The organism is Streptomyces sp. NPDC050636, assembly GCF_040654775.1.
GTDB lineage: Bacteria > Actinomycetota > Actinomycetes > Streptomycetales > Streptomycetaceae > Streptomyces.
Genome location: NZ_JBFAIP010000004.1, coordinates 66486 through 89830, shown reverse-complemented (window position 1 = coordinate 89830; position 23345 = coordinate 66486). Strand labels below are relative to the sequence as shown.

Genomic DNA, 23345 nt, shown 5'->3' with positions numbered 1-23345 from the left:
CGGCGTACCCCTAACCCTGACGGGCCAGGTCCGCCGCGCCCACCAGCCCCGCCTTGCCGCCCAGCTGTGCGGCCAGTACCTGTGCGTGCGGGCGCCACTGGTTGCCGACCAGCCAGCGGCGGAAGGACTTGCGGATCGGGTCGAGGACCAGTTCGCCCTCGTCCGAGACGCCGCCGCCGACGATGAAGGCGGACGGGTCGAAGAGCGAGGCCAGGTCGGCCAGGCCCGCGCCGGCCCAGCGGGCCAGTTCGCGGAACGAGTCGATGGCGACCGGGTCGCCCTGGCGGGCGGCCTCGCTGATGTGCTTGCCCTGGATGCCGTCGGGGGTGCCGTCGCCGAGGGCGAGCAGCACCGCGGCGGCGTCGGGTGTGGCGGAGGCGCGCTGGCGGGCGTAGCGCAGCAGGGCCCGCCCTGAGGCGTACTGCTCCCAGCAGCCCTGGCTGCCGCAGCCGCAGAGCAGACCGTCGGGGACGACCCGGATGTGGCCGAACTCGGCGGCGACGCCGAAGCGTCCGCGGCGCAGCTTGTTGCCGATGATGATGCCGCCGCCCAGGCCCGTGCCGAGGGTGATGCAGATGACGTCGCTGTGGCCCTGGCCGGCGCCGAATTTGTACTCGCCCCAGGCGGCGGCGTTGGCGTCGTTCTCGACGACGACGGGGAGACCGACGCGCTGCTCGACCTTGTCCTTGAGCGGTTCGTGGCGCCAGTCGATGTTGGGCGCGAAGAGGACCGTGGCCCGCTTCTCGTCGACGTAACCGGCGGCACCGATGCCGACCGCCTCGACCTGGTGGTCGGCCCCCACCGTCCGGACGGCGTCCGCGATGGCCTCGGTCAGCGCATCGGTGGCCTGCGGGGTCGGCACCTTGCACGTCTCAAGGATCGAGCCCTCTTCGTCGACCACGCCGGCCGCGATCTTCGTGCCGCCGATGTCGACGCCGATGGTGAGTCCCATGTGTCCCTCAGTATTCGCTCGAACCCCGCCGGGACCAACCGTACCGGAGCCGGGTCAGTCGAGATCGATCCGCTCGGCGCCGGTGGGACCGTCGTCGTCGCGCGGATCGTCGCCGCGGGCCGTTCCGGTGGTGCCGCCGGGCCGCTCACCGAGGTCCTCGCGGGTCCAGCGGCGCTCGCTGCTCTCGACGGCCGAGCGGTAGGCGGCGAGCAGCTCGGAGCCGGCCGCGGCGAGGTGGTCGAAGATGTCGGGGTTGCGCTCGATGACCGGCTCGACGGCGGCCTTGGCCTGCCGGAACAGCTGGTTGACGGCGCCCTGCGCGGCGATCCCGCCCAGCGCGCCGGGCAGCTGGATGCCGCTGAGCTTCTCGGTCACCGCCTCGGCGAGCTTGCGCAGCTCCTCGGCGGCGTTGCCGGGCTGCGGGCCGTTCTCGGCACGACGGCGGGCCTTGAGCGTGGCGAGGTCCTCGGCGCACGCCGTCTCCCAGGCGTCGGCATCGACATCGGCCTTGCGGTCGGCGGGACGCTCGGTGGCATCACTCATGATGAACTCCGTGGACTCCTGCGGCGCGGCGGGTACGGCGGTGCTGTACAGCGGTGCGGTACAGCGGTGGTACGGCGGAGCGGGTCGGGAAAGGTACTCGGGACGCACGCTCCGGAGCGGGACTCACTCCCGACGGTACCCGAATGGTGGTACGGCGTTCACGGCTCTCCGGCCGTTCAGTGCCTCTCGGGCCACAGCGCCGGATCGGGGGTGAAGCGGATGTCCAGGACGCCGTCCCGCAGCCCGGCGCCGGAGACCGTGCAGCGGCGCAGCGCGGAGGGGAGCGTACGGATCCGCCGGAAGCGCCCGACGGTGACGACGATCTCGTCGCCGCGGCGCACCAGGCCGAGGGCGTCCCGCTCGGCGCCGGGCAGCGGCACCCGCCAGACGAGGATGCCGTCGGTGGCGAGGCGGTCCTCGACGGTCCAGGGGTCGGAGTGCGCTCCCCCACCGGCAGGGGCGGTGTCGGCAGGGGCGCCGTGGCCGGGAGCCGTGTCGTCGATCTCGCCGAGGGGCCCGTCGATCAGCTCGTCGAGCTCCTCGACGCCCTGGGGGTCGCGGCCCAGGTGCGGTACCTCGTGGACGGGAATGTCACGGAATTCGTCGCGCAGCGCCTTGAGGGCGGTCTGCTGGCTGCCGGAGAGCGCGGCGAGGAAGGGGTCCGCCGAGTCGGTGGGCAGCAGCCGGTTGACGAGGACGCCGTCGGTGCGGCGGCCGTGCAGCGCGAGTCCCGCACGGACGCTGCGCAGATTCGCGGCGGCGACCGGGCCGGCCTCGGTGATCAGGCGTACGGACGTGCCGGGGTCGTCGATCACCCGCTGGACGGCGGCGAGTTCGCTCTCCCAGCGCTCGGCGGCCTCGTACAGCTTCTGGGCCGGCATGGGGACGCCCGCGAGCTGGGCGAGGACCGGGCGCAGCGCACGGGCGGCCTGGCGTTCGGGCGGCAGCAGGCGGCGCAGATAGCGGCGGACCTGGGCGGGCAGGGCGAGCAACCGGATCGTTTCAGCGGCCGGCGGTGTGTCGACGACGACCAGGTCCCAGGCGTCCGAGGCGTGTTCGGCGCGCAGTGCGTGCAGCAGCGCGAAGGCCTCGGAGCCGGGGAGCTCGGTGAGTTCGTCCTCTTCGAGGGGGGCCGCGCCGAGCAGGTCGAGGGCGGCGCCGGCGCGCTCCTGGAAGGCGAGGAATTCCTGGCGGAAGCGGTCGCCGGGGTCGACCCGGCGGACGTGCAGGCCGGGGAGTACCGGGGTGGGCACGTCGGCGGCGAGGCGCCCGGAGCGCAGCACCGTTTCCGGAGCATCGCTCTCGGTGGTGAGCAGCAGTACGCGCGCTCCCCGCCGGGCACCGGCCAGAGCGGTCGCGGCGGCGAGCGTCGTGCGGCCCGCGCCGCCGGAGCCCGTGACGAGGAGGGTGCGCACGCTCAGAGCTTCTTGGCGGGGTCGATGGGGTCCGCGGGCGCGGCGTCGCCGGCCGCTGCCGCGGGGCCATCGGCACCACTCTCGACGCGCTTCTTCAGCCCGGCCAGCGCCCGGTCGATGATGACCTTCTCCGCCTTGCGCTTGATCATCCCGAGCATCGGGATCTTGACGTCGACGGTGAGCTGGTACGTCACCTCGGTGCTCGCGCCGCCCTGCACCGCGGCGAGCCGGTAGGAGCCGTCGAGGGCGCGCAGCATCTGCGACTTGACCAGCGACCAGCTGACCTCGTTCTCCCCGGTCCAGGTGTAGGCGAGGGTGTGGTCGTCCTTGATCGCGCCGGCGTCCAGCAGCAGGCGGACCTGCTCCGCTCGGCCCCGGTCGTCCTTGGCGAGCACCTCTGCCTCTTTGACCTCGCCGGTCCACTCCGGGTAGCGGTCGAAGTCGGCGATCACTCCCATCACCTCGGCGGGTGCCGCCTCGATCGTGATGCTAGAGCTGGTGTGTTCGGCCATCGCCGTGACTCCTCCATGCCGATTCATGCCGGTCCGCCGACTCGCGGCAATCTCGCGTCAATCCTGGTGTCTCTGCTGCTGAAGGCTACCGCGCGGCGAACCGCCGACGGACACCAGCAGGCCCCCGACGAGGGGCCCGTCGGCTATCGGCCACCGGCCCGCCACCGACGGCGAAGGCCGCCGCACGGCGCCGGGCCGGGCCCAGGGCCGGTCCGGCGGATCATGGCCGGGCCCTACCACTCCAGGACGTACGGCGTCCCGGTCGCGTTGAAGTGCCCCACATTGACGCATTCCGTGCCCCCGATCCGGGCCCGCCGGGCGAGCGGCTGGTGGACATGACCGAAGAGCGAATAGCGGGGCCGGGTGCGGCGGATGGCCTGCAGCAGCGCCGCGCTGCCGCGCTCGAAGCGGCGGGCGACGGTGTCGTAGCAGAGCTCGGGGACGTCCGGCGGGATGTGGGTGCACAGCACGTCCACCTCGCCGACCGCCTCGATCTTGGCGGCGTACTCCTCGTCGCTGATCTCGTACGGCGTCCGCATGGGTGTGGTCAGGCCGCCGCCGATGAAGCCGAAGACCCGGCCGCCGATCTCCACCCGCTGCCCGTCCAGGACCGTGGTGCCGGGTCCGGCGTATTCCGGCCACAGGCGCGGCATGTCGACATTGCCGTAGGTGGCGTACGTGGGCGTGGGGAAGGCGGCGAACAGTTCCGCGTACTGCTTGCGGACCGCGCCCTCGATGACCGACTCCTGGGTCACGCCCGTGCGGGTCAGCTCACCCCACAGCCTGCGGCCCAGCTCACGGGCCTCGTCGAAGCGGCGGGCGGTGCGCAGCTCGACCAGGGTGTCGGCGTGCGCGACGCCGAAGAGGTCGGGGAAGATGCCGCGCGAGTGGTCGTCGTAGTCGAGGAAGAGCACCAGGTCGCCGAGGCAGACCACGGCGTCGGCGCCGGCTCCGGCCCGAGCGAGGTCCCGGCTGTTGCCATGTACGTCACTGACCACATGCACGCGCATGGCGCCACCCTAGATCCATCGGGACCGCGGTCGGGAGGGGGCCCCGGACCTGCGGTTATTTCGGGTCACCGACGGGCTGGTCTAGTCTGCGCGGAGCAGTCCCCTGGCGTGTCCCCAAGTGTGTGACGCATCAAACATCTGGGCGCGACCCCCTATCCCAATAGCAATACCGGTGGGTAACGTCCGGGCAGTCCGATCCCCCCGCATGATCATGGACCGCAACCGGTGTACACACAGCGTCGTGGCGCCGGCGCCAATGAGGAGCAGCAGTCTTGCGCGAGTTCAGCCTTCCGGCCCTGTACGAGGTCCCCGCGGACGGCAACCTGACGGATCTGATCCGCCGAAATGCCGCGCAGCACCCTGATGTCGCGGTCATCGGCCGCAAGGTGAACGGTGCGTGGCAGGACGTCACCGCCACCGACTTCCTCGCCGAGGTCCGCGCCGCGGCCAAGGGTCTGATGGCCTCGGGTATCCAGCCCGGCGACCGGGTCGGCCTGATGTCGCGCACCCGCTACGAGTGGACGCTGCTGGACTTCGCCATCTGGAGCGCCGGCGCGATCACCGTCCCCGTGTACGAGACCAGCTCCGCCGAGCAGATCCAGTGGATCCTCGGCGACTCCGGCGCGGTGGCCTGCCTGGTGGAGACCCCCACGCACGAGGCCGCCGTCGAGTCGGTCCGCGACCGGCTGCCGGGTCTGGCGAACGTCTGGCAGATCGAGCGGGACGCCATCGCCCGGCTGCGGGCCGCCGGCGACGGCATCGCCGACGAAGAGGTGGACGAGCGCAGCGCCATCGCCGACGCGGACTCCCCCGCCACCATCGTCTACACCTCGGGTACCACCGGCCGCCCCAAGGGCTGTGTGCTCAGCCACCGCAGCTTCTTCGCCGAGTGCGGCAACACCGTCGAGCGGCTGCGGCCGCTCTTCCGTACCGGTGACGCCTCGGTGCTCCTCTTCCTCCCCGTCGCGCATGTCTTCGGGCGGCTGGTGCAGATCGCTTCGGTGCTGGCCCCCATCAAGCTGGGCCACGCGCCGGACATCAAGCACCTCACGGAGGACCTCGCCTCCTTCCGGCCGACGATGGTCCTGGGCGTACCCCGGGTCTTCGAGAAGGTCTACAACTCGGCGCGCGCCAAGGCGCAGGCCGACGGCAAGGGCAAGATCTTCGACAAGGCGGCGGACACCGCCATCGCGTACAGCCGCGCGCTGGACACCCCCGAAGGGCCGTCCCTCGGCCTGAAGTTCAAGTACAAGGTCTTCGACCGGCTGGTCTACAGCAAGCTGCGGTCGGTCCTCGGCGGCCGTGCCGCGCACGCGATCTCCGGCGGCGCCCCGCTCGGTGAGCGGCTCGGCCACTTCTACCGCGGCATCGGTTTCACCGTCCTGGAGGGCTACGGCCTGACGGAGTCCTGTGCGGCCACCGCCTTCAACCCCTGGGACCGCCAGAAGATCGGCACCGTGGGCCAGCCGCTGCCCGGCTCGGTCGTCCGTATCGCCGACGACGGCGAGGTGCTGCTGCACGGCGAGCACCTGTTCACGGAGTACTGGAACAACGAGCCGGCAACCAAGGAAGCCCTGTCCGACGGCTGGTTCCACACCGGCGACATCGGCACCCTCGACGAGGACGGCTACCTCGCCATCACCGGCCGCAAGAAGGAAATACTGGTCACGGCGGGCGGCAAGAACGTCGCCCCGGCGGTGATCGAGGACCGCATCCGGGCGCATGCGCTGATCGCCGAGTGCATGGTCGTCGGCGACGCCCGGCCGTTCATCGGCGCGCTGGTCACCCTGGACGAGGAGTTCCTGCCGCGCTGGGCCGAGGAGCACGGCCACCCGGCCGGTGTGACCCCCGCCGAGATCGCCGACGACCCGGAGCTGCTGGCCGCCGTGCAGCGCGCGGTCGACGACGGCAACGCCGCGGTCTCGAAAGCCGAGTCGGTGCGCAAGTTCCGTATTCTGCCGACCCAGTTCACCGAGGAGTCGGGCCATGTCACGCCGTCGCTGAAGCTCAAGCGCAATGTGGTGGCGAAGGACTTCGCGGAGGAGATCGAGGCGATCTACCGCGCCTAGGCGTGTCCGCGAGGTGGCCGTTGATGAGCCGCCGGGGGGACTGGGCACGCGGTCGGTTCGGTACCGCCGGAATCCGCCGTCGTGGCTGCGCCGCGGCGGCGGATTCTTTTTGCCGCTTCTTTTTGCCGCGGCGGCGCTTCCCATCTCAGGGAACCGCGACAGCAGTTCCCTTACAGGAGTTCCTTCCCAGCAGGTCCTTCACAGGAGTTCCTTGAGGCGCTCGGCCAGCAGGTCCCAGCGCCACTTCTCCTCCACCCACATCCGGCCGCGCTCGCCCATCCTGCGGCGCAGCGCCGGGTCCTTGAGCAGGGTGACGATCCGCTCGGCGGCGGCCGTGGGCGAGCCGCCCGGCACCACCCATCCCGTCTCGCCGTCCAGGACCGCGTCCGGTGCGCCTCCGGAGTCCCCCGCGATCACCGGGAGTCCCGTGGCCGACGCCTCCAGGTAGACGATGCCCAGGCCCTCGACGTCCAGCCCGCCGCGGCGGGTGCGGCACGGCATCGCGAAGACATCGCCCGCGCCGAAGTGGGCGGGCAGCTCGTCCCAGGGAACGGCGCCGGTGAAGCGCACCGCGTCCCCGACGCCCTTCGCCACGGCCAGCGCGCGCAGCTCCTTCTCGTACGGGCCGCCGCCGACGATCAGCAGGACGGCATCGGGCACCGCGGACACAATGGCGGGCATTGCCTCGATGAGGGTGTCCTGGCCCTTGCGCGGGACGAGACGCGAGACGCACACCACGACCGGGCGGTCGGCGAGACCGAGTCCGGCCCGTACGGCGTCGCCGCCCGAGCCGGCGTGGAAGGTCTTCTCGTCGACGCCGGGCGGGAGTTGGACCATCCGCGCGGCGGCCTCCGGGGTGAGCGCCCCGGCGATCCGCGAGCGGGTGTACTCGCCGAGGTAGGTGAGGGTGTCGGTGCCCTCGCCGATCCGGCGCAGCAACTGGCGGGCGGCCGGCAGCTGCGCCCAGCCCGCTTCGTGGCCGTGGGTGGTCGCCACGATGCGGCGGGCGCCGGCCGAGCGGAGCGCCGGCGCCATCAGGCCGAGGGGCGCGGCGGCGCCGAACCAGACGGAGGAGCAGCCGTGTTCGCGCAGCAGAGAGGTGGCTCGCCGGGTCACCCGGGGGGTGGGCAGCAGCATCGTCGTACGGTCCCGGATCACGGGGAACGGCTGCTCCGCGTCGAAAGCGGCGGTGGCCTTGATGCCCTCCGCGCTCCGCTTCCAGGTCGAGGCGTAGACGACGACCTGGGTGGGGTCCAGGCGCAGCGCCATGCTGTGCAGGAAGGCCTGGATGCCGCCGGGCCGTGGCGGAAAGTCGTTCGTGACGATCAGGGTCTTGTGCACTCTGGTCTCTCGACGGTCGGGCGGCCGGACAGGCCCTAGGGTCTCGGCCGAGAGTACCGGGTTGGCGGAGACCGAGCCGGGGGACGGGGGCGGCGGGCACCACCGGCGCCCGCACCTCCCCTACGGTCGTGAGCAGCCACCACCGACGGAGTCAGGCGGGTCCCGTGAGCCATCAGGCAGTCAGCAGCAGCGCCGTCGCCCCTCGGCGGTGGATGTGGCTCCCGGTCGCGGCCTGGGCGGCGACCCGCGCCGTGCTTCTGCTGTGCGTCACGAAGGTGCTGTTACTTCCGGGACCCGATGTCACCAGCGATGTCTCCGTGATCTACCAGGGCTGGTCCGAGGTCCTGAAGACCGGCACCTTCCCACTGGACGATGTGACCTGGCAGTACCCGCCGGGCGCCGCCCTTGCCGTCCTCGCCCCCGGTCTGCTGCCGTTCCTCGGCTACGCGCCGGCGTTCTTCGCTCTGGTCCTGGTCGCGGACGCGGCCGGCCTGGCGCTCTTCCTGCGCGCCGGCCGACGGCCCGGCAACCGGCCGCTCGGGGCCTGGGTGTGGATCGCGGGCGTCGCGCTGCTCGGCCCGACCGCGTACGCCCGCTACGACCTGATGGTCACCGCCGTCGCCGCGGCGGCCCTCTTCGCGGCCGCCCGCAGGCCACGCGTGGCGGGCGCACTGGCGGCGTTCGGAGCGCTGCTGAAGGTATGGCCCGTACTGCTGCTGTGCGGGGCCGCGTGTCCATGGTCACGCCGTCGACAGGCGCGCGCCCTGTGGCTGAGCACGGCGGGCACCACGGCCGGGCTGACCCTGCTCTTCGTGGCCATCGCGCCCGGTGCGCTCGCCTTCGTCACCTTCCAGCGCGACCGCGGCACGGAGATCGAGTCGCTCGGCGGGCTGGTCTTCCATATCGCCCGGCACTACGGGTGGAGCGGCGAGGTGCTGCTGAACTACGGCTCGGTGGAATTCCTCGGCCCGGGGGTCCCGTTCGTCAGCACCCTGGCGCTGGCGCTGACCGTCACCGCCATGGGCTGGCTGCTGCTGTGGCGGCTGCGCGCCCGGACGTTCAGCGCCGCGACGCTCTGCGATGCCGCCTTCACCGCCACCCTGCTGTTCACCACCACCAGCCGGGTCATCAGCCCGCAGTACATGCTCTGGCTGGTGGGTCTCGCGGCGGTGTGCATGACCGTACGCGCCAGTCGGCAGGCGCTGCCGGCGGTACTGGTGCTGCTGGCGACGGGGGTGACGCTGCTGGAGTTCCCGGTCTCGTTCACGCACGTCGTGGCGAGCGACGCGCGGGGCGTCGCCCTGCTCGCACTCCGCAACGGCCTGCTGGTCACCGCGTCGCTGATCGCCTGCCGACGGCTGTGGGTGGCGACGGGCGCGGGGAGGCGGGCGGATTCCGGCGAGCGCGGGGGCGGCGCCGAGCGGGACGCCGTCATCGCGCCGCGCGCCCCGGCGGAGGCCGCCCTCACTTCAGCTGCGCCTTCACATACGCCCGCCACTGACGCGTGAACTCCGCCAGCCCGACGCCCAGTTGGGCCCGCATCGCCCGGTCGAGCCGGCCGACGCGGACCGGCCGGCGGTCGTCGTCGCCCGCCGGGGTGAGCGCAGCGAGACGGGGGACCCCCGGGCCGGAGGCCGGGGGAGCCCCCGGCGTGGCCGCCGCCCCGGGCACTGCGGTCGCGCCTGGCTGCACCGCCTCCATCGGCGCCACCGCCATCCCGGCCGACGTCCCGCCCCCGCTCTTCCCCGCAGCCCGGTAGAAGGCGATCAGCTTGGCCTCGCCCCACTTGTCGGCGATCATCCGGCAGGCCAGCCAGCCGCCCTCGTACGCCTTCGCCAGCCGGTCCGCGCCGGCCGTGAAGCCGAAGTCCTCGTCGCTCGGCAGCCGGGCGGGCGGCCGGCCGGTCGCGACCGCGCGGGAGAGTTCGGGGGCGGCGGTGGCGGCCTTGCGGTGCGTGCCGCGGTAGGCGACCCAATCCGCGAAGCCCTCGGAGAGCCACAGCGGGGTGGCCGCGGTGGTGACCGTACGGGTGGCGACATGGGTGGTCTCGTGGGTGAGCACGACCGCGCGGCCGAGGTCGGTGAGCTCCTCGTACGCGTCCGGGTTGACGATCACCCGGTCCGCGGGGGCCGTCGTCGAGGCTCCCGCCTCGCCGGTCGTGACCGCCGCGATCCCCGCGTAGCCGGACGGATCGTCGCTGCCGAGCAGCTGCGCCATCCGCTCGACGGAGTCCGGCGCCTCCACGACCACCTTCCGCGACCACGTCCCCTTCCAGGCGGCGGACACCGCGGGCACCGCCGCGTCCACCCGGTGCGCGAGATCGCGCAGCCGCGCCGGGTCCGCCGCGTCGCCGAGGACCAGGCTGTGCCGGCCGCGGACCAGCCGCACCGGGCCCTGGTCCCACAGCTGGCGGGTGCCGGTCCGGCCGGCCGCCGCGCCGTCGCGGTCCGAGGAGATCCGCCAGCGGCCGTCCCGCTCGGTCAGCGTCAGATACTGGATGGCGGTGACCGGCGCGGTGTCATAGCCCTTCAGGCGGTAGCTCAGCCGCACCTCGGCGGCCAGCCGCTCGCCGTGGCCGCCGTCCGGGAGCGGGAAGGCGCCGGTCGAGACGAGGTCGTAATGCCAGTCGGTGAGCGGCAGGGCGGCGAGATTGCCGAAGACCTGGCGCTGCCGGTCGCGGTAGCCGGTGGCCCGCGGGTCGACGGAGCCGAGGAACCCGGCGGCGTCCCGGTCCTGGACGGCCCGCGCCCGGGCGTCGAGCATCCGCTGGACGTCCGGGAACCGGGCGGTCGGCGGCGCGGACGCACAGCCGACGAGCGGGGCGAGCAGCGCGAGAAGCGGGACGGCGGCGACCGCCCCGGCTCGCGACGGCCACCGCCGTCCCGCCCGCTGACCTGACATGGGGCCGATCGTATGTGCGGTCCCGGCGGGACAAAAACGCCGGGAGCCGCCTCAGGGCCTGGTGACGGCCGCGACCGGCATCATGCCGACCGGGTCGTAGCGCACCCGCGCCCCGGGATAGGGCGCGTGCACGACCTGGCCATTGCCGACGTACATCCCGACATGGCTGGCGTCCGACCGGTAGATGACCAGGTCACCGGGTTGCGCCTGGTCGAGTGAGACCGGCCGGCCGGTGCCCTGCTGGGCCTGTGAGGTGCGCGGGAGGGAGATGCCGGCCCGGCCGTAGGCCCATTGGGTGAGTCCGGAGCAGTCGAAGGAGGAGGGCCCGGTACTGCCCCAGGCGTACGGGGCGCCGACGGCGGCCTGGACCGCGGCGACGGCCGCGGCGGCCCGCCCTGAGGCCGGTACGACACCGGAGAGGTCCGGGAGCTCCCCGTCCCGCCCGTCGCCCCTGGAGGCCCGGACATAGGCCGCCCGGACGTCCCTGGGGAGTGCGTTGAGCATCCGCTGCGCGGTGGCGAGCTTGCGCTGGACGTCCTTCTTGTGGCGTGCCACGTCCTTGCGGCTGGCCTCCAGGTCGAGCAGCTTCCCGGCGGTCTGCCGGCGCTGCCGGTCCAGCTCCCGCTCCGCCTCCTGGAGTTCCCGCAGCTCGCCGGCGCGGGTGCGGTTGAGCCGGTCGAGGGCGGCGGCCTTCTCCAGGTAGCTGTCCGGCTGTTCGGAGAGCAGCAGCTTGACGGTGGGATCGATGCCGCCGCCCCGGTACTGGGCGGCGGCCAGCGCGCCGATCCGGCCGCGCATCCGGTTGACCCGCTCCTGGGCGCGTGCGGTGCGGTCCTGGAGGTACGCCACCTCGTCGCGCAGCTGCCCGGCCCGCTCGTCGGCGCCGTTGAACTTCTCGGTGGCCCGCTCCGCCTGCTCGTAGAACTCGTCGACCCGCGCGGCCGCCGCGTCACGGGCCGCGGGCTGTTCCGCGGGGTCGGCGGACGCCGACGGTGCCGAGAGCGCCGCGGCCGCGGTGGCCAGGGCGGCCGACAGGACGGTGACACCGGCGAAGGTGGCCTGGCCGGGCTGCGAGGTACGGCGATGGGACGCCACGAGAGCCGCACTCCTTTTCCGTGTGCGGTCCCTGCCGCCAGGGAAGGCGGACGGTGACCGGCAGCTGGTGCGAGGCCAGACAGTAACCGCACGCAACCGCACCGACCAAAGACCCGTGCCCGTACGCAAAACGCCGCCCCGCCGGTGACTTTGCAGGTCACCGGCGGGGCGGGAAGTCAGCGGCGGGGGCCGCGAATCGCCCGTTCGGGCGGCAGGTCGAGAGTGTTGTGAGGCTTTTCAGCCCGCGGTCCTCAGGCGGTTCAGACCCGCACGCCGAACATGTACGGCATGTTGTTGATCGACTCGTAGCGCACGGCGGCGCCCGGCTTCGGGGCGTGCAGCACCTGGCCGTTGCCCGCATAGAGGCCGATGTGGTGCAGGTCGCCGTAGAAGAGCACCAGGTCGCCGGGCTTGAGCGCGTCCTGCGAGCTGATCCGGGTGCCGGCGTTGGCCTGCTCCTGCGAGGTGCGCGGCAGCGACTGGCCGGCCTGCTGGTAGGCCCAGGAGGTCAGGCCCGAGCAGTCGAAGGAGGACGGGCCGGTGGCGCCCCAGACGTACGGCGAACCTATCTTGGCCTGCGCGGCGGACAGGGCGGCCGCACCGCGCTGCGAGGCCGGCACATCGTCGCCGAGGTTGACCCGGTCGTTGCTGCGGTTGGCGCGGTCCTCCTTGGCCTGCAGCGCGGCGCGCTCCTTGGCCGTGAGGGTGTTGAGCAGCTCCTGCGCCTCGGCGAGCTTGCCCTTGATCTCGTCCTTCTTGTCACCGAGCGCCTTGCGGGTCTCGGTGAGGTCTCGGATCTTGGCCGAGGCTTCCGCGCGCTCCTGGGCGAGCCGGCGCTGCTTGTCCGCGATGCCCTTCAGCTGTTCGGCCTGCTTGCCGCTCAACTGGTCGAGGGTGGCGGCCTTCTCCAGGTAGGTGTCCGGGTCGCCGGAGAGGAACAGCTGGACGGACGGGTCGATGCTGCCGCTGCGGTACTGGCCGGAGGCGACGGCGCCGAGGCCCTTGCGGAGCTGGTTCAGCTCACCCTGGCCGCGGGCGACCTTGTCCTGGAGGTCCTCGACCTCCTTCTGGAGCTCCTTCTGGTCTTCCTTGACACCGTTGTACTTCTCGGTGGCCTGCTCCGCTTCCTCGTAGAGCTTGTCGACCTTGGCCTTGACGTCCTGCTTTTTCTGCGCCGGGTCGGCCTGGGCGGCCTGCGACGAGAGGGCGACGGCCGCGGCTGCGGTCGCGGTGAGCACGGTGACGCGAGTGCGGCTCGGCTGCTTGGGTCGACGGTGGGACGCCACGGGGGCGAGCTCCTTCTTCCTCCAGCCGCCTACCGGGAAGTGGGGGGGTGAGACCCCGGCTCCGCGCGAACGCCGCGGACTCGGCGGTTCCTTCACTGACCATCCCGGTTGGATAATCATCTGCATGAAGGATCGGGCCCGACCTTAGTAACGGAGCTGTGATCGCTTCAAATCCTCACAGGCAAAAAATGCACCACGGGACCCATCCTTTACCAACATCACACAGGCAGTGAGCGGCACTTGACGCTTAGAGACGGAACGCTCGCGACTTTCCGCCCGGATCAGACATTGCGCCGGGTCCGGGTCAGGTCCGGGCAAGTCGCTTGAGGAGCAAGGCCGATGCGACCGGCCGCGCACCGGCCTTCGCCACACCGTCGGCCACTTCCCGGTCCGTGGAGACCACGACGACCGGACGGCCGGGCGGTTCGGCCCTCACCAGCTGACGAATCAACTCATCGGCCGTTACACCCGGTTTGCTGAACAGCACCCGCACCCCGCGCGGCGGCGCCAGCAGCACCGGCGCCGCCAGCTCCGCACCGTCGAAGACACAGGTCATCTCCGCACCGGTCTGCGCCGCCAGCACCGCGAGCCCGCCCAGCAGCCGCAGCCGCTGTTTGTCCAACGGCATGGTGGGATAGCCGGTTTTGGTGACGTTGTAGCCATCCACCACCAAATGCGCCTGCGGCAGGGCCAGAAGCTGGTCGAGCAGCGCCGGGTCCGTCTCCGACAGCGCCCGCGTCGCGATGTCCTTCGGCGTCATCTTGCCCGGCGCCACCGCGTCGACGGTGTCCGCCGGGTGGACGCTCGCGGGCGGCAGCGCCAGCTCGCGGCGCAGCCCCTGAGCCGCGTCCAGCACCGTGTCCAGCAGCAGCCGCAGCCGCATGTCCTCGACGCTGCGGCCCTCACGGGCGGCCCGCCGGCTGGTCTCCAACGCCGCCTCGACCTCGGCGACCCGGGCCTTGAGCCGGCGCACCTCGCCCTCCGTGGCGGCCTTCTCCGTCGCGGCCTGGGACCGTACGGCCTCCAGCGCGGCCCCTGCCTTACGCACCGCCGCCTCGCCGCGCTTGACGTCGCTCTGCGCGCTGCGCAGCTTGCGCTGCAGCGACTCGTTCTCCTTGCGGACGGCGTCCAGGTCCACCCGGACCCGGTCGGCGTCCGCACGCGACTCCGTACGCACCTGCGCCAGTTCCTCGCGCAGCCGGCCCAGCTCCCGCTCGGCCTCCTCGCCCGCCCGCTCGGCACGGGCCCGCTGGGCCTCCTCGCCGGCCGCCGCGACCAGTTTGACCCAGCCTTCGGGGCGCAGCACGTAGGCCGCCGCCGCGACATCCAACGGGTCGGCGGCCGCGGGCGGGGTGCCGTGGTCCAGGGCTTCGGCGAGCTCCGGCTGGGTCTCGCGGAGCTTGCCGGCGATCCGCTGCCGGAAGACCGGGTCGCTCTCCAACGCGGCGGCCATCGCGTTACCGGCGAACTTGGCCCGGCGGGTCGGGGTGAAACGGGCGTACTGCCGCAAGGCGGGCGGGAGTTCGGCGACGGTCAGACCGCCGAACGACTCCGCGGCGAGCGCCACGACCCGGTGCCGAACGCCCTCGGGCAGCGGGCGGTCGAGCACTTCGTCGGCCGCACCCTCGGATGCGTCGACGTGCCCCGCCCCCCGCTCCCTCTCCGGACGCTCCACCACGGCTGCATCGCTCCGATCTCAGGCGCTCGCGCCCGGCCGGTCCACCAGCTCGATCTGGTCGACCGCATTGCACCAGCGGCAGCGCACGGACTCGATGCTCTCACTGAGGACCTCGCGCTCCTCCACCTTCGGCTCCCCGGCCAGGTCCAGGTGGATGTACTCCACGACCTTGGACCGGCGGGTCACATCGAAACGCGTGAGGTTGCCGCACAGCGTGCAGCGCCACCGGGTTTCGGCCGTCGGCAGGGGAACAGCCATCGTCTCGTCCTCTTTCGTGCTAGTCGATCTCGTGCTGCTGCGCGGTTCACGCGGTGCGCCGTCGGACTGCGGAAGTACGCAAAGTACTGCCTGTAACCCTACGGCCTGACGGGGGCCCGGTGCGGGCGCTGCCCAGGAGGCGGGACGCGGCGAGGCGCTCTGTCCCGATTGCCCGGCATTGAGTCATGATCACTTCATGACGGCGCCGGCCCCTCCTCCCCGCCCCTCCCGTTCCCTGCGTTCCCCGGGCATCCCCCGCCCCCCGCATCCGACCCGGTCCCTGGCATCGGTCTTCTCCCGGATGACGAACGTACTGACCGCGCTGTGCTGCGCGATCTTCGTCATCGGCCCCGCCTCGGGCCTCAACGGGATATACAGCGCCGACGCCCTCCTCCAGGCGCAGACCGCCTATTTCGAGCGGTGGGGCGTGATCCCGGTCGATCTGTGGAGCGGCTCGGTACGGGCGCTGATGACCCCGCTCACCGCGCTGTTCGTACACGGCAGCTGGCTGCATCTGCTCGGCAACATGCTGTTTCTGTACGTCTTCGGCGGCATGACCGAGGAGCGGATGGGCCGACTGGCGTTCGTCGCCTTCTACATCGGCATCGGCTATCTGGCGCTGCTCGGCTACGCGGCCGCACACGCCACCTCCGGCCAGACCCTGGTCGGCGCCTCCGGCTCGATCTCCGGGATCCTGGGCGCCTTCCTCTACCTCTTCCCCAAGGCCCGGGTCACCAGCGTCTTCCCGTTCCTGCTCTTCCTGCCGCTGCGCTTCCCCGCCTGGATCGTGCTGCTCTTCTGGTTCTTCCTGCAGTGGCAGGCAGCGCAGGACGACCCCAACGGCCCCGGCGTCGCCTACCTCGCCCATGTCGTCGGCTTCGCACTCGGCTTCGTGTACGCGTGGGTGCGCTACGGGAGGGATAGTGTGGTGGCCACCAGGGGGAACGACCCGGCGACCGAGGGAGAGAGCCAGCCGTGATCACGTCGATCGTGCTCATCAAGACCAGCGTGGACCAGATCCCGGAGATCGCCGAGAAGATCGCCGCGCTGGAGGGTGTCAGCGAGGTCTACTCCGTCACCGGTGCGCACGACCTGATCGCCATGGTCCGGGTCGCCGCGCACGACGATCTCGCGGATGTCATCCCCGGCCGGATCAGCAAGGTCCCGGGCGTCGCCTCCACCGAGACGCACATTGCGTTCCGCACGTACTCCCAGCACGACCTCGAGGCGGCGTTCGCGATCGGCCTGGACGCGTGACGCTGCGCTTGGCTTGAGCCGGCTTGGTTGCGCGCCGTTTTCGGCTGTCCCGCCGTGGGGGTTTGTCGCCGTTGCGCCTGCGGCGGGCCGGTCCGCTGCGCTTTGTCTAAGCCGCGTTTTTGGCCGCCCCGCCACTGTGCTTGCGGCGGGCCGTTGCCGCTGCGCGGGGCTGTCGGGTGCGGTTCCGGACCTCCGGACTCCGTCCTGCGGTCCGGCCCCTCCCGTTGAGTGTGGGAAAAGACGGTGGGGGTGCACGTAAGCGATCACGCTCGCCCAGTGGACGAGTCGCCCAGTGGACGAGTCGTAGGGAACTGAACACTCAACGTCCGCCCCCACTCGGTTTCTCCAACCACCCACGGGAGGGGACAGCCCGCAGGACGAAGTCCGGAGGGCTGTCACCGCACCCGAAAAACCACGCACGCCGCAGGCGCAACGGCGAGACACCACCACGGCGGGACAGCCAGAAACGGCCTGGGCAAAGCGCAGCGGACCGGCGGGACAGCCAAAAACGGCGAGCAACCAAGACGGCACAAGCTCAGCGCCGCGGGACGCAACGCCCGTCCTCCGTGCGGTAGTTCCAGCGCGCGCCGTCCGTCACGAGTTCCTTGACGGCCCGGACGAACCGCTCCACGTGCTCATCGGGCGTACCCGCCCCAAAGCTGACCCGGATGGCGTTCAGCGACTTCTCGCCGGGCGCCGCCTCCGGAGCGCCGCACTCCCCCGGCTCCTGCGGCTCGCTGCCCAGCAGCGTCCGTACGAGCGGGTGCGCGCAGAACAGGCCGTCGCGGACGCCGATGCCGTACTCCGCCGACAGCGCGGCCGCGAAGTGCGAGCTGTTCCAGCCTTGGACCACGAACGAGAGGACGCCCACCCGCGGTGCGTCCTCGCCGAAGAGCGAGAGCACGTTCACCTCGGGCACCTCGGCCAGGCCCGCCCGGAGCCGGGCGATCAGCGCCTGCTCACGTGCGACCAGGTCGTCGAAACCGGCCTCGGTCAGCGCCTGGCAGGCGGAGGCGATGGAGTAGGCGCCGATGACGTTGGGCGAACCGGCCTCGTGCCGGGCCGCGGTGGTGTGCCACTCGACGTCCACGCCGCCGTCCGTACGCCGGGAGACCTTGCGGCTGGCGCCGCCGCCCGCGAGATACGGCTCGGCGCTCTGCAGCCAGTCCGCCCGGCCCGCCAGCACACCGGCGCCGAACGGCGCGTACAGCTTGTGCCCGGAGAAGGCGACCCAGTCGACGTCCAGTTCGGCGATGTCGACGGGGTGGTGCGGCGCCAACTGCGCCGCGTCCAGCACGATCCGTGCGCCGTGGGCGTGCGCCGCGGCCGCCAGCTCCTTCACCGGCCACAGCTCGCCGGTCACGTTCGACGCGCCGGTGACGCACACCAGCGCCGGTCCGTAGGGCTCGCGCGCGGCCAGCGCCTTCTCCAGGGTGTCCACCGCCTGCTGCGGGGTGCGCGGCGCGTTCAGGTACGTCACGGCGGTGTCGGGCCGCTGCTCCCACGGGAGGAGCGAGGCGTGGTGCTCGGTCTCGAAGACGAACACCCGGGTGTTGTCCGGGAGTACGGACGCGAGCAGGTTCAGCGAGTCGGTCGTGGAGCGGGTGAAGACCACCTGGTCCTCGGCGCGGCAGCCGAGGAACGTCGCGATGGTGGCACGGCTGTTCTCGAACAGGTCGGTGGAGAGTTGCGAGAGGTACCCGGCACCGCGGTGCACGCTGCCGTAGTACGGGGCGTAGGCGGCCACGTCGTCCCAGACCCGCTGCAGCGCCGGCGTGCTGGCCGCGTAGTCCAGCGCGGCGTAGTCGACCTCGCCGCCGGTCACGAGCGGGACGCGGACATCCCGCCCCAGAACCGGCAGCGGGGCACAAACGGAACGGTCGGCGGCAACGGCGGAAACAGACATGGCGAACTCCCGTAAGAGGCAAGCGAATTCACTGCGGAAAGGCGCACGTCCGTCAGACACGACGGGCAGAACGGCGCGGCCGCAGGAGAAGGAAAAAGGTGCGGAAAAGGGGCCGTCGGGCCCTATCGCATTCGCTGAATCACGGAAGAGGCTCCCTCAGAGGACCAGGATCCCTGGCGAGGGATCCGCGCTTGCCGCAGACCTCGCTGCCTGCGGCCTGGTCATCACCCGGGGCACCCCGCCACGGAAGGAGGGTTGCCGGACAGCGGGCCGGGGCCTACATCGCTGTCACTCGTGACCTGCGCAGAATCATGCCACAAGAGCGTTTACGCGCAAGGGCCCAGTCCGAATGACGGACTGAGCCCTGCGTCACACCCTGTGTCACCGCGCGCTCATCTGTTGCTGGCGGCCACCCAGCGCTCCAGCGCCCGCTTCGCCGCCCCGGAGTCGATCGACTCGGCGGCCCTCTCGATGCCCGCCCGGATCTGCTCCGCCAGCGGGGCGTCCGTGGGCTCCAGCGCCACCAGCGCCGCCGCGGAGTTCAGCAGCACCGCCTCGCGTACCGGGCCGGTCTCGCCGTCCAGCACCCGGCGCGCCACATCCGCGTTGTACGACGCGTCCGCGCCGCGCAGCGCCTCCACCGGGACGAGGGCGATGCCGACGTCCCGCGGGTCGAAGGACTCCTCGCGGACCGTGCCGTCCCGGACGATCCACACCCGGGAGGTGGCGGTCGTGGTGAGCTCGTCCAGGCCGTCGTCGCCGCGGAACACCAGCGCCGACGAGCCGCGCTCGGCGAGCACCCCGGCCAGGATCGGCGCCATCCGGGCGTCCGCGACACCGGTCGCCTGGGCGCGGACCTTCGCCGGGTTGGTGAGCGGGCCCAGCACATTGAACGTCGTACGGATTCCCAGCTCGCGGCGCGCGGGTGCGACATGCCGCAGCGAGGGGTGGAACTTCACCGCGAAGCAGAAGGTGATGCCTGCTTCCTCTGCGACCTCGGTGACCCGCTTCGGGGTCAGATCGAGATTGACGCCGAGCTTCTCCAGTACGTCGGAGGCGCCGCTGGCCGAGGACGCCGCGCGGTTGCCGTGCTTGACGACCTTCGCGCCGGTGCCGGCCACCACGATCGACGACATCGTGGAGATATTGACGGTCTTGGCGCCGTCGCCGCCGGTGCCGACGATGTCCACGCTCGGGCCCGGCACCTCGATCAGCCGGGCGTGCGCGTACATCGTCCGTACCAGTCCGGAGATCTCCGCGACGGTCTCGCCCTTGGCCCGCAGCGCCACCGCGAAGCCGGCGATCTGGGCGTCGCTGGCCTCGCCCCGCATGATCCTGTCCATCGCCCAGGCGGTGTCGTCCGCGGTGAGGTCACGGCCGTCGAGCAGGGCGTTCAGCACGCCCGGCCAGGTGTGGGCCGCCACGCTGTCGCCGCCGACCGGGGTCACAACGTTCATGGTCCACACTCCTGGTTCGTCTCCTGCTTCTACCGTCACCCTATCGATCTCCGGGCACGCCGGAGGGCCCCGTCCGCACGGCGGACGGGGCCCTCTGGGTGGCGTACTACTCGTGGCGCGCTATACGGCGCCGCGGTGATCAGTGGTGGCCGTGGCCGCTGGTGATCTCCTTGTATTCCTCCACCGTGGGCTTCGGAATGACGTTGTCCTCGCCGTAGTAGCTCTTGGAGAGCTTGGCGCGCAGCTTCTGCGAACGCGACACCTTGCGCTTGACGCCGTTCTCGTCGACCTCCGGGCCGAGCTCGATCGGCTTGGGCTGCTCGTGCTGGGTGAGCACATGCAGCTGCTCCTGGTCGAGCGGCTCGTGGACCTCGATGAACTCACCGTGCGGCAGGCGCTTGATGATGCCGGACTCACGACCGTGCAGCACCTTGTCCTTGTCGCGCCGCTGCAGACCCATGCAGATCCGCTTGGTGGCGATGAAGGCCAGCACCGGCCCGACGAAGAACGCGATCCGGACGAACCAGGTGATGGTGTTGATCGACAGGTGGAAGTGCGTCGCCCACAGGTCGTTACCACCACCGATGAGCATCACGAAGTACGCGACCAGCCAGGCCACACCGAAGGCGGTGCGGGTGGGGACGTTGCGCGGACGGTCCAGGATGTGGTGCTCGCGCTTGTCACCCCGCACCCAGGACTCGACGAACGGGTAGACCGCGATCGCGACCAGGACCAGCGGGAAGACCAGGATCGGGATCAGCACACCGAAGTTGAGGGTGTGGCCCCAGAAGTTCCACTCCCAGCCCGGCATCACACGCACCAGACCCTCGGCGAAGCCCATGTACCAGTCGGGCTGGGCGCCGGTGGACACCTGATCCGGCCGGTAGGGGCCGATCGCCCACACCGGGTTGATGCTGGCGATCGCGGAGATCACCGCGATCACACCGAAGACCAGGAAGAAGAAGCCTCCGGCCTTGGCCATGTAGACGGGCAGCAGCGGCATGCCGACGACGTTGTTGTTGGTCTTGCCGGCACCCGGGAACTGCGTGTGCTTGTGGTAGAAGACCAAGATCAAGTGCGCTACCAGCAAGCCCAGCATGATGCCCGGCAGCAGCAGTACGTGGACCGTGAAGAACCGCGGAATGATGTCGTGGCCCGGGAATTCCCCGCCGAAGATGAACATCTGCAGGTACGAACCGACCAGCGGCATCGCCAGGATGACGCCCTCGATGAACCGCACACCGGTGCCGGAGAGCAGGTCGTCGGGGAGCGAGTAACCGGTGAAGCCGGTGAACATGCCCAGCACGAACAGCAGGAAGCCGAACAGCCAGTTGACCTCACGCGGCTTGCGGAACGCGCCGGTGAAGAACACCCGCATCATGTGGACCATCATCGCGGCCAGGAAGACGAGGGCCGCCCAGTGGTGGATCTGCCTTATAAGCAGACCACCGCGGACGTCGAAGCTGATGGCCAGCGTCGACTCGAAGGCCTGCGTCATCCGGATCCCGTGCATGGGCACGTACGAGCCGTGGTAGACGACCTCGGCCATGCTCGGGTGGAAGAACAGCGTCAGATAGACACCGGTCAGGATGATGATGATGAAGCTGTAAAGCGCGACCTCACCCAGCATGAAGGACCAGTGGTCCGGGAAGATCTTGCGCATATTGGACTTGGCGAGGCTGTAGATGCCCAGCCGGCCGTCCGCCCAGTCGGCGACCCGCTCGCCCCGCGGCGCCTTGCCGCGGCGCGGGTTGGTCCCGCTCGTCTCGTTACTCATCCGCGCTCCCAGAAGCTCGGGCCGACGGGCTCCTCGAAGCCGCTTGCGGCTTCGAGGAAGCCGTCCTTCACCATGATGTTCAGCTGCGGCAGGGCGTGTCCGGCCGGGCCGAAGATCACGCGGCCACCGTCGGAGAGGTCGAAGGTCGACTGGTGACACGGGCAGAGCACGTGGTGCGTCTGCTGCTCGTACAGGCTGATCGGGCAACCCACGTGGGTGCAGATCTTCGAGTACGCCACGATGCCGTCGTACGACCAGGCGAGTTCCTGCTTGTCCTTGATGTTCTGCGGCTGAATCCGCACGAGCATCAGGGCGTCCTTGGCGATCTTGACGTTGAAGTCGTGGTCGTCGTCTTCCAGGCCCTCGGGCTTGGCGAACGTCAAGGAGCCGACCGCGATGTCCTCGGGACGCAGCGGAAGGTTGGTGGCCTGGTTGACGAGGCGGATGCCGCGCTTCCAGCCGGTGGTGCGCAGCTTGGTCCCGGGCAGCGGCCCGAGGTCGCGCAGCAGGACGACGCCGGAGAGCGGCACCAGGGCCAGCGCGCCGAACATCGTGTTGCGGATCAGCTTGCGCCGTCCGAAGCCGGACTCCTTCGCGCCCTGCGCGAAGTCCTCCAGGACCTTGGCCTTGACCTCGGGCTCGGCCTCGATCGGGTGCCGCTCGTCGGCGACCTCCTCGTCCGACATCAGCGTGCGGGCCCAGTGGACCGCGCCGGCGCCGATGCAGAAGAGCGCCACACCGAGGGTCAGACCGAGCGCGAAGTTCAGCGAGCTGATGTAACCGAGCGGCCAGATGTAGACGATCTGGTCGATCGGCAGGACCACATACGAGGCGATGAAGCCGACCGTGGCGAGCATGGACACCACGAAGAGCAAGGCGACGGTGCGCTCGGAGCGCCTGGCCGCCCTCTCGTCGATGTCCTGGACGCGGTGCTCGTGGGGCGGCAGCCCCGGATCGGCGAACGGGTTGTCCGCCTTCTCCACCGCGACGTGAGCCGTCTCCCGCTCACTGGGAAGGGTTTCTTCTGGCACGTCTGCGTGTCGTCCAGTCTCACTCATGACTTCTTGGCCTTCGTAGTCCGGGCAGCGACCCAGATGGCGACAACAATCAGCGCGCCCAGGCCGAAGATGTATCCGAAGAGGCCCTCACTGACCGGGCCGAGACCACCGAGGTCCAGGCCGCCGGGGCTCTCGGATTCATCGCCGTTGACGGCGTCGAGGTACGCGATGATGTCCTTCTTGTTGTCCTTCGAGAGCGAGCCGTCACCGAAGGAAGGCATGTTCTGCGGGCCGGTTTCCATGGCCTCGTAGATGTGCTTCGGGTCCACGCCCTCAAGCGTCGGTGCGTACTTGCCGTCGGTGAGGGCGCCGCCCTTACCGGTGAAGTTGTGGCACTGCGCGCAGTTCGTACGGAACAGCTCGCCGCCCTTGCCGATGTCGGCACCGTCCGGGCTGTACTGCTCCTTCTCCGGCACGGTCGGGCCGGCGCCCAGCGACGCGACGTACGCCGCGAGCTGGTCGATCTGGGCGTTGGTGTAGATGTTCTTCTTCCGCGGCACCTGGGCGCTGGGCTGCTGCGCCGGCATGCGGCCGGTGCCGACCTGGAAGTCGACGGCGGCGGCGCCGACGCCGACCAGGCTCGGTCCGTCGGTGGTGCCCTGACCGCCGGTGCCGTGGCAGCTTGCACAGCCCACGGCGTAGAGCTTTTTGCCCTCCTCGATGGCGAGGGACTGGGCGGAGTCATCGGCCTGAGCCTTGTCCGCCGGCGCGAACGCGGCGTACAGCCCCCCAGTGACCGCCAGCGCGAAGAGTAGGACGACGAGCGCCGCCAGCGGATGGCGCCGTCGTGCGGAGAGCTTTTTCACGGATTACCCCGGTGTCAGGATCTT

At 71.1% G+C, this 23345-nt stretch carries 20 protein-coding genes and 1 riboswitch; of the genes, 4 read left to right on the top strand and 16 right to left on the bottom strand.

The annotated features are described in order from the left end of the window. Nucleotides 1-10: 10 nt before the first annotated feature. From AB0I10_RS06360 to AB0I10_RS06340, 5 genes are all read right to left on the bottom strand, one after another. Entirely contained in the window at nucleotides 11-952 is a 942-nt protein-coding gene (locus tag AB0I10_RS06360; protein WP_363151168.1) for an ROK family glucokinase, read from the bottom strand. 54 nt (nucleotides 953-1006) lie between these two features. Next, a complete protein-coding gene (locus AB0I10_RS06355; protein ID WP_363151167.1) occupies nucleotides 1007-1495 on the bottom strand; it encodes a DUF5304 domain-containing protein in 489 nt (162 codons plus the stop codon). Nucleotides 1496-1671: 176 nt separating this feature from the next. After that, nucleotides 1672-2910 (bottom strand): ArsA-related P-loop ATPase, encoded by a 1239-nt coding sequence (locus AB0I10_RS06350; protein ID WP_363151166.1) that lies wholly within the window; start codon nucleotides 2908-2910, stop codon nucleotides 1672-1674. A 2-nt stretch (nucleotides 2911-2912) separates the two neighbouring features. Next, nucleotides 2913-3422: an SRPBCC family protein gene (locus tag AB0I10_RS06345; RefSeq protein WP_363151165.1), complete on the bottom strand. Its 510-nt coding sequence runs from the start codon at nucleotides 3420-3422 to the stop codon at nucleotides 2913-2915. 233 nt (nucleotides 3423-3655) lie between these two features. Then, nucleotides 3656-4432: a metallophosphoesterase gene (locus AB0I10_RS06340; RefSeq protein ID WP_363151164.1), complete on the bottom strand. Its 777-nt coding sequence runs from the start codon at nucleotides 4430-4432 to the stop codon at nucleotides 3656-3658. Nucleotides 4433-4704: 272 nt separating this feature from the next. On the opposite strand from AB0I10_RS06340, the gene AB0I10_RS06335 reads away from it, so the two are divergent. Next, complete coding sequence (locus AB0I10_RS06335) at nucleotides 4705-6501, top strand: AMP-dependent synthetase/ligase (RefSeq protein ID WP_363151163.1); 1797 nt, start codon at nucleotides 4705-4707, stop codon at nucleotides 6499-6501. A 198-nt stretch (nucleotides 6502-6699) separates the two neighbouring features. On the opposite strand, the gene AB0I10_RS06330 is transcribed toward AB0I10_RS06335, so the two are convergent. Further along, nucleotides 6700-7842 carry a glycosyltransferase family 4 protein gene (locus AB0I10_RS06330; RefSeq protein ID WP_363151162.1) on the bottom strand — a complete coding sequence of 381 codons (1143 nt, stop codon included), beginning with the start codon at nucleotides 7840-7842 and terminating at the stop codon, nucleotides 6700-6702. A gap of 212 nt (nucleotides 7843-8054) precedes the next feature. Here AB0I10_RS06330 and AB0I10_RS06325 point away from each other — a divergent pair, with 212 nt between their 5' ends. After that, entirely contained in the window at nucleotides 8055-9350 is a 1296-nt protein-coding gene (locus AB0I10_RS06325; RefSeq protein WP_363151323.1) for a glycosyltransferase 87 family protein, read from the top strand. Here the strand turns inward: AB0I10_RS06325 and AB0I10_RS06320 are convergent. The 5 genes from AB0I10_RS06320 to AB0I10_RS06300 form a co-directional block, all read right to left on the bottom strand. Continuing rightward, nucleotides 9307-10743 carry a hypothetical protein gene (locus AB0I10_RS06320; RefSeq protein ID WP_363151161.1) on the bottom strand — a complete coding sequence of 479 codons (1437 nt, stop codon included), beginning with the start codon at nucleotides 10741-10743 and terminating at the stop codon, nucleotides 9307-9309. The genes AB0I10_RS06325 and AB0I10_RS06320 overlap by 44 nt on opposite strands. Before the next feature lie 51 nt (nucleotides 10744-10794). Beyond that, on the bottom strand, nucleotides 10795-11838 hold the full coding sequence (locus tag AB0I10_RS06315) for an NlpC/P60 family protein (protein WP_363151160.1): 1044 nt from the start codon (nucleotides 11836-11838) through the stop codon (nucleotides 10795-10797). 260 nt (nucleotides 11839-12098) lie between these two features. Continuing rightward, nucleotides 12099-13124 carry an NlpC/P60 family protein gene (locus tag AB0I10_RS06310; protein WP_363151159.1) on the bottom strand — a complete coding sequence of 342 codons (1026 nt, stop codon included), beginning with the start codon at nucleotides 13122-13124 and terminating at the stop codon, nucleotides 12099-12101. Between the two features lie 304 nt (nucleotides 13125-13428). Continuing rightward, entirely contained in the window at nucleotides 13429-14802 is a 1374-nt protein-coding gene (locus tag AB0I10_RS06305; protein ID WP_363151158.1) for an NYN domain-containing protein, read from the bottom strand. A gap of 18 nt (nucleotides 14803-14820) precedes the next feature. Then, entirely contained in the window at nucleotides 14821-15060 is a 240-nt protein-coding gene (locus AB0I10_RS06300) for a hypothetical protein (protein WP_363151157.1), read from the bottom strand. Nucleotides 15061-15361: 301 nt separating this feature from the next. On the opposite strand from AB0I10_RS06300, the gene AB0I10_RS06295 reads away from it, so the two are divergent. Both AB0I10_RS06295 and AB0I10_RS06290 read left to right on the top strand, forming a co-directional pair. Further along, nucleotides 15362-16039, top strand: a complete 678-nt coding sequence (locus AB0I10_RS06295) for a rhomboid family intramembrane serine protease (RefSeq protein WP_363151156.1) — start codon at nucleotides 15362-15364, stop codon at nucleotides 16037-16039. Further along, nucleotides 16036-16317, top strand: coding sequence for an Lrp/AsnC ligand binding domain-containing protein (locus AB0I10_RS06290; RefSeq protein WP_136741556.1), 282 nt, complete (start codon nucleotides 16036-16038; stop codon nucleotides 16315-16317). The genes AB0I10_RS06295 and AB0I10_RS06290 overlap by 4 nt, the downstream gene beginning before the upstream one ends. 535 nt (nucleotides 16318-16852) lie before the next feature. Here the strand turns inward: AB0I10_RS06290 and AB0I10_RS06285 are convergent. From AB0I10_RS06285 to AB0I10_RS06265, 5 genes are all read right to left on the bottom strand, one after another. Beyond that, entirely contained in the window at nucleotides 16853-18223 is a 1371-nt protein-coding gene (locus AB0I10_RS06285; RefSeq protein ID WP_363151155.1) for an aminotransferase class V-fold PLP-dependent enzyme, read from the bottom strand. 182 nt (nucleotides 18224-18405) lie between these two features. Next, a riboswitch (SAM riboswitch) is annotated at nucleotides 18406-18523 on the bottom strand. Between the two features lie 92 nt (nucleotides 18524-18615). Further along, entirely contained in the window at nucleotides 18616-19680 is a 1065-nt protein-coding gene (trpD, locus tag AB0I10_RS06280; protein WP_363151154.1) for an anthranilate phosphoribosyltransferase, read from the bottom strand. Between the two features lie 139 nt (nucleotides 19681-19819). After that, nucleotides 19820-21457, bottom strand: coding sequence for a ubiquinol-cytochrome c reductase cytochrome b subunit (locus AB0I10_RS06275; RefSeq protein WP_363151153.1), 1638 nt, complete (start codon nucleotides 21455-21457; stop codon nucleotides 19820-19822). Continuing rightward, nucleotides 21454-22515: a Rieske 2Fe-2S domain-containing protein gene (locus AB0I10_RS06270; RefSeq protein ID WP_363151152.1), complete on the bottom strand. Its 1062-nt coding sequence runs from the start codon at nucleotides 22513-22515 to the stop codon at nucleotides 21454-21456. The genes AB0I10_RS06275 and AB0I10_RS06270 overlap by 4 nt, the downstream gene beginning before the upstream one ends. Further along, on the bottom strand, nucleotides 22512-23321 hold the full coding sequence (locus AB0I10_RS06265; RefSeq protein ID WP_363151151.1) for a c-type cytochrome: 810 nt from the start codon (nucleotides 23319-23321) through the stop codon (nucleotides 22512-22514). Before AB0I10_RS06265 ends, AB0I10_RS06270 begins: the two co-directional genes overlap by 4 nt. Between the last annotated feature and the right edge of the window lie 24 nt (nucleotides 23322-23345).

Excerpts from the sequence above, each read along its gene's own strand:
- AB0I10_RS06360 (WP_363151168.1), bottom strand. The coding sequence starts at position 952 with ATGGGACTCACCATCGGCGTCGACATCGGCGGCACGAAGATCGCGGCC.
- AB0I10_RS06355 (WP_363151167.1), bottom strand. The coding sequence starts at position 1,495 with ATGAGTGATGCCACCGAGCGTCCCGCCGACCGCAAGGCCGATGTCGAT.
- AB0I10_RS06345 (WP_363151165.1), bottom strand. The coding sequence starts at position 3,422 with ATGGCCGAACACACCAGCTCTAGCATCACGATCGAGGCGGCACCCGCC.
- AB0I10_RS06340 (WP_363151164.1), bottom strand. The coding sequence starts at position 4,432 with ATGCGCGTGCATGTGGTCAGTGACGTACATGGCAACAGCCGGGACCTC.
- AB0I10_RS06325 (WP_363151323.1), top strand. The coding sequence starts at position 8,055 with ATGTGGCTCCCGGTCGCGGCCTGGGCGGCGACCCGCGCCGTGCTTCTG.
- AB0I10_RS06320 (WP_363151161.1), bottom strand. The coding sequence starts at position 10,743 with ATGTCAGGTCAGCGGGCGGGACGGCGGTGGCCGTCGCGAGCCGGGGCG.
- AB0I10_RS06300 (WP_363151157.1), bottom strand. The coding sequence starts at position 15,060 with ATGGCTGTTCCCCTGCCGACGGCCGAAACCCGGTGGCGCTGCACGCTG.
- AB0I10_RS06295 (WP_363151156.1), top strand. The coding sequence starts at position 15,362 with ATGACGAACGTACTGACCGCGCTGTGCTGCGCGATCTTCGTCATCGGC.
- AB0I10_RS06285 (WP_363151155.1), bottom strand. The coding sequence starts at position 18,223 with ATGTCTGTTTCCGCCGTTGCCGCCGACCGTTCCGTTTGTGCCCCGCTG.
- trpD (WP_363151154.1), bottom strand. The coding sequence starts at position 19,680 with ATGAACGTTGTGACCCCGGTCGGCGGCGACAGCGTGGCGGCCCACACC.
- AB0I10_RS06275 (WP_363151153.1), bottom strand. The coding sequence starts at position 21,457 with ATGAGTAACGAGACGAGCGGGACCAACCCGCGCCGCGGCAAGGCGCCG.
- AB0I10_RS06270 (WP_363151152.1), bottom strand. The coding sequence starts at position 22,515 with ATGAGTGAGACTGGACGACACGCAGACGTGCCAGAAGAAACCCTTCCC.